The 7,318-nt window shown below is 63.4% G+C and carries 6 protein-coding genes and 1 pseudogene; 4 read left to right on the forward strand and 3 right to left on the reverse strand.

Annotated features, from left to right (window positions below):
- From EOA33_RS18135 to EOA33_RS18145, 3 genes and pseudogenes are all read right to left on the reverse strand, one after another.
- Nucleotides 1-518 (reverse strand): annotated as a pseudogene (locus EOA33_RS18135) (hypothetical protein); the annotation flags it as partial.
- Nucleotides 519-605: 87 nt separating this feature from the next.
- Entirely contained in the window at nucleotides 606-1,667 is a 1,062-nt protein-coding gene (locus EOA33_RS18140; protein WP_127406219.1) for a glycosyltransferase, read from the reverse strand.
- A complete protein-coding gene (locus EOA33_RS18145; protein WP_127406220.1) occupies nucleotides 1,664-2,911 on the reverse strand; it encodes a cellulase family glycosylhydrolase in 1,248 nt (415 codons plus the stop codon). Before EOA33_RS18145 ends, EOA33_RS18140 begins: the two co-directional genes overlap by 4 nt.
- A 105-nt stretch (nucleotides 2,912-3,016) precedes the next feature.
- Between EOA33_RS18145 and EOA33_RS18150 the strand changes: the two genes are divergently transcribed.
- The 4 genes from EOA33_RS18150 to EOA33_RS18165 form a co-directional block, all read left to right on the forward strand.
- Nucleotides 3,017-4,657 carry a hypothetical protein gene (locus EOA33_RS18150; protein ID WP_127406221.1) on the forward strand — a complete coding sequence of 547 codons (1,641 nt, stop codon included), beginning with the start codon at nucleotides 3,017-3,019 and terminating at the stop codon, nucleotides 4,655-4,657.
- A 386-nt stretch (nucleotides 4,658-5,043) separates the two neighbouring features.
- Nucleotides 5,044-5,844 (forward strand): glycosyltransferase family 2 protein, encoded by an 801-nt coding sequence (locus EOA33_RS18155; RefSeq protein WP_126055876.1) that lies wholly within the window; start codon nucleotides 5,044-5,046, stop codon nucleotides 5,842-5,844.
- A 5-nt stretch (nucleotides 5,845-5,849) separates the two neighbouring features.
- Nucleotides 5,850-7,001: a glycosyltransferase family 4 protein gene (locus EOA33_RS18160; RefSeq protein WP_127399817.1), complete on the forward strand. Its 1,152-nt coding sequence runs from the start codon at nucleotides 5,850-5,852 to the stop codon at nucleotides 6,999-7,001.
- A partial coding sequence (locus tag EOA33_RS18165; protein ID WP_145989185.1) for a hypothetical protein occupies nucleotides 7,001-7,318 on the forward strand: 318 nt, incomplete at its 3' end. The genes EOA33_RS18160 and EOA33_RS18165, both read left to right, overlap by 1 nt.

Below are 7,318 nucleotides of genomic sequence, written 5' to 3' on the forward strand. Positions count from 1 at the left end.
ATCGTTATGCCAGTGGAGCGCACCCGATCGCGGTGCCGGTCGTAGTTGGCCAGGACCATCTGCGTCCGCGGCGCCAGTGGCGGAAGCGGCTCCGGCGATCCGATGAGCGGGAACCACTCCTCGAGATCGTCGGACTGTCCAGCGAAAGGAATGTGACGCAGGATTGTCCGATAGTGCTCTTCCAAATCCGAGAAGTCGAACGGCCATCCCTTGAACGCGGCAGCGCTGAAGGGCATGATCTGGGCACCCCAGACATTGCTGAAGCCCCCGTAGGCGCTTGATATGACAGCTGAATTGACCCTGCCCTCGGCGTGGACGCCGTCGAGCTGACCCTTGTTGGCAAACGGGAAATCGGATCCGTAACTTCTCTTTTCAGGCAGCGAATCGGACTGGATCCGCTTGGGTTGCAGGCTTACCCGGCGGACGTCCTCCTCATCCCAGTTGTCGACAGGCTGCTTGGACAGCCTGGAGATCACCTCCTGCGTCTCCGCGTCCAGCACGGTGCCCGGATCGAACACGGTTATCTTCTCGTCCGGTTTCTCGGATAGCGCCAACACGGCGGCTGCTGCAGCCGGACCCGAACCAATGATTATCGAAGACGGCATCTACTCCCCAGGCCCACCGCCTTGCGCGGCCGTGTCCAGTATCTGCTTAGTCGCCTGTTGGCGCCGCCGGCGCAAGCGCCGCACCAGTTCGATCCTGCCGGCGACGTGGCCTGCCGCGGCCAGGCCCAGGCCAGCGATTATTGCTGCGGACCGGGCCAGCCCGTAGACGTCACCCTTGGCCGCTTGCAAAATCTCCCGCGGTACGCCCTTCGTCAGCGCGTACCAGACGAAGCGCGACTCTGCACCAAGAGTGGCGGCGTCGCCCATCTGGGCGAAGGCCTCGACCTTCCCCTTGTTGACGAAGAAGCAGCGGCGCCAGAAGTATTTCCAGGTCGGCCGTGAGGCGTGCACAAAATGGCGGACGGTCGCCGCTGGTTCATAGATGACCGCCTCACTGCCCTTGATATGCGCCACGCGGTGGCACATGTCCATGTCGTCGTGATGGTCGGAATGGAACCCTCCGACCTGCTCGAGGAGGGTCCGCCGCACCGACATGTTGGCGCCTATGAGGTGAGCCAAAGGGCCTCGGCTGGTCGGAAGGCCATCGTAAGCACATCCGAACACCCAGTCGAACTGCACGGGGAACCAGGCTGGACGGCCAGTCTCGAAAACCGGTAGGGGACGCCCGCCGACGGCGCCGATGCCTTCATCCTGGTACGGTTCGGTGAGTATCTCGAGCCAGTCCTTGTCGGCAGCTGCATCGTCATCCAGGAACGCCAGGATCTCTCCGGCGGCCGCCTCGGCCGCCGTGTTTCGGGCCGACCCCAGGTGCCCGTCAAACTTGTTCTGGATCACCCGTATAGGAGGGATGGATGCGGCGGAGTCAGCCCAGTAGGCGGCACAACGGCGGAACAGGGGCTGGTCGACGCAGACGATGATCTCGCAGGGTTGCAAGGTCTGCTCCTGCGCCGAGGCCACGGACTGAACCAACAACTCCCATCTGTCTTCAGTGTAGGCACAGATAAGCACTGAGATCGTGGGGCAGCGCGGAATCTGCCGGCTTTCGCTGCTGACGCTATCCTCAGGCTGCCCGGTTGTCGCAACGACAGAGCCTTTGGTCATGGCACCCGCCGGCTGGTTTCTGAGGCCAGGCTGGTTTCGCGTGTCTGCCTCGCCCGAGCCGTGGCGGCTTTGAGGATAGTCCAGAGCGCACCGCCGTCATTGTGGATATCGAACTGGTCGTGTTCGTCGGCGGGATAGCGTCCGCTGTCCTGCAGCGACACCAGCCGCCACACCATCCAGCCGGCGCAGTTGCGATCGCGCGTCACCGTGTCGAGCCACATGGCGTAAGCTTCAGCCGCGTTCTGATTGGAGCGGGCATGGCCGAATTCCTCCATGAGAACCGGCTTTTTGGCGCGGGCTGCCAGCTGGCAGAACTCGGGGATCATGTCGTTGAATTGCTGGATCGTGAGATTGTAGAAGATCGGATAGCCGTGCCAGGTCCCGAAATCGAGGGTCGGGATGGTCAAATCGGCTAACTTCGGGTCGAAAATGTTGGCATTCCCTGAGCTGACAAGGTGATTGGAATCGAGGGACTTCACGTAGGCCGACATTTCGGCAGTCCAGGTCAACCGCAAGGCCAATGGCTGCGCATTGCCTTCGTTGATCAACTCCCAAGCCATGATGGTCGGGTCGTCCCGGTAGGCAAGCCCGGTGAGCGGGTTGACGCGCTGCACAACGTGGCGGACCCAAGTCCGGTAGTCCTGCTTCGTGCGCGGGTCAGTGAAGAAAAACGTTGATTCGTCGCTGCTGCCATACCAGGCCCGCATCTGCTGGGCGCCACCCGTGAACGCCCAGAAATCCACGACGGCGATGATCAGCCTCAGGCGCCGCTTGCCGGCCTCGGCAATGAGGAAATCAACCTTCTGCATGCCGTTGGCGCCGTCATTGATCGCCATCCTGTTTTGACTTGGATCCCAGTAGAGCAGGTACGTGCCCTTGACTGCGAGGTTGCTGGCTTCGCCTTCAAGCCGCCAATCCCAGATCGTGGGGACCCTCCCGTCGAGCGACCCGATCACCGGCTGGAGGAAGATGCGGACCACGTTGGCGCCCATCGCCACGGCGTCATCGAGAACGCGGGTGACCTCATCCTGCGAACCGTAGGTCAGATAGTGGTTGTTTACGCCGGTCACGAAGAACGGCTTGCCGTCCAGCGTGAAGCTCGTTCCGGAAGTCTTGATGAAGGACGTTGCCGATGGTTTGTCCACGGTGCTCGCGATTGCCAGAACGGAGACGAACGCGAGCGCAAGTGCACACCACCACGCATTGCGCAGTCCATATTTCGCCCGCTGCCAGTCGATCACCATTCCCTGCATGTGGCTCTGGCCGGGCGCTGAGTGCAATCGCCCCTAAGGATTACCTCCTCTGGCCTCGCACAGACCGGCGTCGATCGGGCATAGTGGTGCTGGCTGGTGGTTCTCGTCAAAGCTGTCGTCTTCTTGAAATCCGACGTGTTCTTGAAACCCGACGTGAGAACAACAATGCGCATTTGCTTGAGTCTCGATCCGTCGCGGCTGCTGCGCTGGCATCTATGGTTGGCAGAGGCGCTCGCTGAAGTGCCCGGCAACGATGTCTCCTGCGCTTTCGCGGCCGACTGCCGCCCGCTGCCGTTGATCTTCCGTCTGCTGCTCGAACTCGAACGACTGGTCTATGGCTTTCGCGGGAAGGGCGCCATTGACCCCGTCGAAGCGGAGCTGCGGTGCCTGCCGCCGCCTCCAGCCGGCCAAATGGATGTGGTGATCGATTTGAGCGGGTCGGAATCGCTCCCGGCCGCGCGGCGCGTGATCACCCCGGTCTTCAACGGCGCACCCGGCGAGATCGGAGTCGTGGCGGCCTGGGTGAATCATCAAGATCTTCTCGTCGACCTGCATGACACGGCGCGCCCATTGCGACCGTGGACGGCGCGCCCGACCAGCGCAGACCGTCAAGTGTTGGCCTTGAGGCTCGACAGCGCCCTTTCCTGCGCTGTGCCGCTGATCCTCAAAGCCCTGGCCGAGGAGACCGGTTCGGCTGCGTCCGCAAGCCCCGGTCCACGGACGGCACCACCTTCGTTTGGCGCGCTATCGGCGCTTGCCAGGGCGACCGGCACGGTTGCATCGAAGGCGATCGGCCTTTTGGACGCCCTGGCGAGAGGCGGCAGGATGTGGGGGATTGGCTGGCGCTTCGATGAATCGGCGAGCCTGCTCGACAAAGGCGAAGCCGCCTTCCGGGTGCTCACCGGAAATGCCGACGGCTACCTTGCCGACCCGTTCCCGTTCCGGCACCAGGGGCAGGATTTCATCTTTGTCGAACAGTACCTCTACTCGAAGAACCGCGGGTGCATTGCGGTTGTTGCAGTGAACCGGGACGGGACAGTCGGCGCATCCCGGATCGTTGTGGAGGAACCGCATCACCTCTCGTACCCGTTCGTGTTCGAGCAGAATGGTCAGATCTGGATGATCCCTGAATCGGGGGCGGCCAGGAATGTCAGCCTCTACAGGGCAGTGGAGTTCCCCTACCGGTGGACACGGGAGGCCTGCCTCATGGAAGGCATTGAGGGCTACGATACCACGCCGCTCTGGCATGACGGCGGCTTTTGGTTTTTCGTCAGCCCAAGGCTGTGGAGGTCCACGTCCTGGGACGCCTTGAGCCTCTACCATGCCGAGAGCCTGACCGGGTCTTGGACGCCTCATGCCGCCAACCCCGTTCTGCTCGATGCCAGGCTTAGTCGCCCCGCAGGCGCCGTCATCCGACACGGCGGACGCGCGCTACGCCCGGTCCAGGACTGCGCGCGCGGCTATGGCGGCGCGGTGACGTTCTGCCAGATCGATGCGCTGGGCGCGTCGGAGTTTGCTCAGACTCCGATCGGTCGCATTTGGTCCGGAGCGTTGGGATGTCACACCTACAACCGCCGGTCCGGCCTGGAGGTGATCGACCTGTTCGGGCATATCCGGGGTTTGCGAGAGGTGACGACCTCGTATCGGTTGCTGGTGCCCGACGCGCCGGTCTCGGGACCGAGCGGGGTCTCGGAACCGTGCGGGCAGCCCGTCTCCTGGCCGGTCTCACCGGGTTAGCTGGCCGCAGCCAAGGCGGCTCGAGCGCAGCCTGTAAAGAATCGGGCGCGCTCGAGCCTGCCAACACAGCCGTGAAGGTGATCGCCGCCGCCGCCGTACTATCCGTGCTGGTGGTATGAGCTGAAAACAACCTTAAGGGATACCCCAAAAGAGCTAATCATCTATTGTCCCTTCGCTAATCATCCATTGTCCTTCCATTTCAGATCTTCACCGGTAATGCTCGTATAATAGCCAAAGCTCTAAGGGGGCCGTAAGCGCACCGATCTTCTTTCATCTCATCTTCATTTCTCTATGGCCGGGAGCCCTCATATGGTTGGATCAAGCATCTGCGGATGTGGCGGTCATTGGAGCTGGCCCCTGCGGCTTGTCGTTGGCCGCGCGCTGCCATGAATGAGCGCCTCTCCAGCAAACTCGCCCACGTCGGTGCCGTATCGCCGCCCGACCCGATTGAATTTGCCCTGCAGCGAGCACTGACGCTGCCCCGAGTGAGCTTCATCGTCCCGACGCTCAATGAAGCCGAGAACCTCCCCTGGCTTCTGCCGCGCATCCCCAGCTGGGCGCATGAGATCATTATCGTGGATGGTCGATCGACAGACGACACTGTCGCGGTCGCGCGCGGCCTGCGCGCGGACGTGAAGGTTGTGATGGAGCCCCGCCGGGGCAAGGGCGCTGCACTGCAAGCGGGATTCCGGGCCGCCACAGGCGACATCATCGTCATGCTGGACGCTGATGGCTCCATGGTGCCGGAGCAGGCGATCGTCTTTGTCAGTGCGCTAATGGCCGGCGCGGATCTCGTCAAGGGTTCACGCTTTATCCAGGGCGCCGGTACCGATGACATGTCGCTGTTCCGGATGTTTGGCAACAGGGGGCTGACCCTGTTCGTGCGACTGCTCTATGGCGGTTGGTTCTCCGACCTATGCTACGGATACATAGCCTTCTGGACCAAGCACGTCGGCACGCTGAATTGCGACTGCGATGGCTTCGAGATAGAGACCCTGATCAACGTACGGGCATTGAAGAACCACCTCAATATCGTCGAGGTGGCGAGTTTCGAGGCTCCCCGCATCAGCGGCGAGAGCCATTTGCGCGCAATCCCGGACGGCTGGCGCGTCCTCAAGACCATCCTGCGTGAGAGGGTTCACCAACAGCACAGGCGAGGCGTGACAGCCTGTGATGACGGCGGGTAGGCCTGATGCGAATCCTGATGGTTGCCGCTCGCTGCTATCCCTTCATGGGCGGTACTGAAACTCACATCCAGGAGGTCGGTCCCCGCTTGGTCGCGCGTGGCCACACAGTCGACGTGCTCACCACCGATCCCTCGGGCGAATTGCCGGTTGAGGAGGAGGTGCGCGGCATGCGTGTGCGGCGCGTGCCGGCCTGGCCAAGGGAACTGGACCTCTATGTGGCGCCCGGCATCTATACCGCGATCCGGCGCGGGGCTTGGGATTTGGTCCACTTCCAGGGTTACAGCAGTTTCGTGGTGCCGATCGGACTGCTTGCAGTCATCCGCACCCGTATGCCGTTCGTCCTGACCTTCCACAGCGGCGGGCATTCCTCCCGGCTGCGCAATGCAGTACGCCGCACCCAGCATGCGCTGCTCCGGCCGCTGGTAGCCCGGGCAGCGCGGCTGATCGGCGTCTCCGAATTCGAAGCCGATTTCTTCAGCGCGAGGATGGGCGTGCCGCGGGAGCGGTTTGTCGTCATCCCCAACGGCGCCGCGATGCCGGCTCCGAACCCCGGCGTAAAGGTCGATCCGCACCTGATCGTCTCGGGCGGCAGGCTGGAGCGCTACAAGGGCCATCACCGGGCGATCGCGGCCTTGCCCGACCTGATCCGCCGGGTACCGGACGTACGGCTGCACATCGTCGGTACAGGGCCGTACGAGAGAGAATTGCGGCGCCTCGTCGCGGCGCTCGGCCTCGAGAAGCGGGTCACAATTGCGGGCATCCCCGGATCCGAGCGGCAGAAAATGGCAGACCTGCTGGCGAGTGCCGCGCTGTTCGTGCTGTTCAGCGAGTACGAAGCCCATCCGGTCGCCGTGATGGAAGCCCTGTCGCTGCGCCGCCCGGTCCTGGTCAGCGACACGTCCGGTCTGCGGGAGCTTGCCGCCAATGGCCTGTGCCGGGCGATTTCGTGCAACGCCGGTCCGGGAGAGCTGGCCGCCGCCATGGCCGAGGAACTGGAGGCTCATCGCGAGGTGCCGGATTTGGCGCTGCCCGACTGGGATGCCTGCGCGCAAAAGCTGAGCGACGTCTATTGCGATGTCCTGAGCAGCCGATCCGCGGCCCGATTGACTCCCGGCGGCGTGATGTCGTGGCCTCCTGCGACGGGAGCATCAGGCTGATGACATCGGCTCATTTCACCGCGCGAACCAGGATAAACCCGCTCAGGGCCGGGATACGCTTCGTCTCTGCCGTTATCGGCCCCGACCTTCGCGGCGGCAGCGCAGATCCCTCGCCGCAACGGGCCAACTCCGGATGGATCGCGATCCTGTGCCTGACGGCCGCCGCGGCTCTGCTCCTGATCGTGGCCGGGCACGCGGCCGGGCGCCGGGGCTATGACGTGGCGCCGGTGCTCTTCTGGTCCGGTGTTGTCCTCCTCGTGGTTCCAACCAGCCTCCGCATCGCCTGGCCGACGACAGCCCGCGGCGAGCGCCTGTGC

Source organism: Mesorhizobium sp. M4A.F.Ca.ET.050.02.1.1, from assembly GCF_003997725.1.
GTDB lineage: Bacteria > Pseudomonadota > Alphaproteobacteria > Rhizobiales > Rhizobiaceae > Mesorhizobium.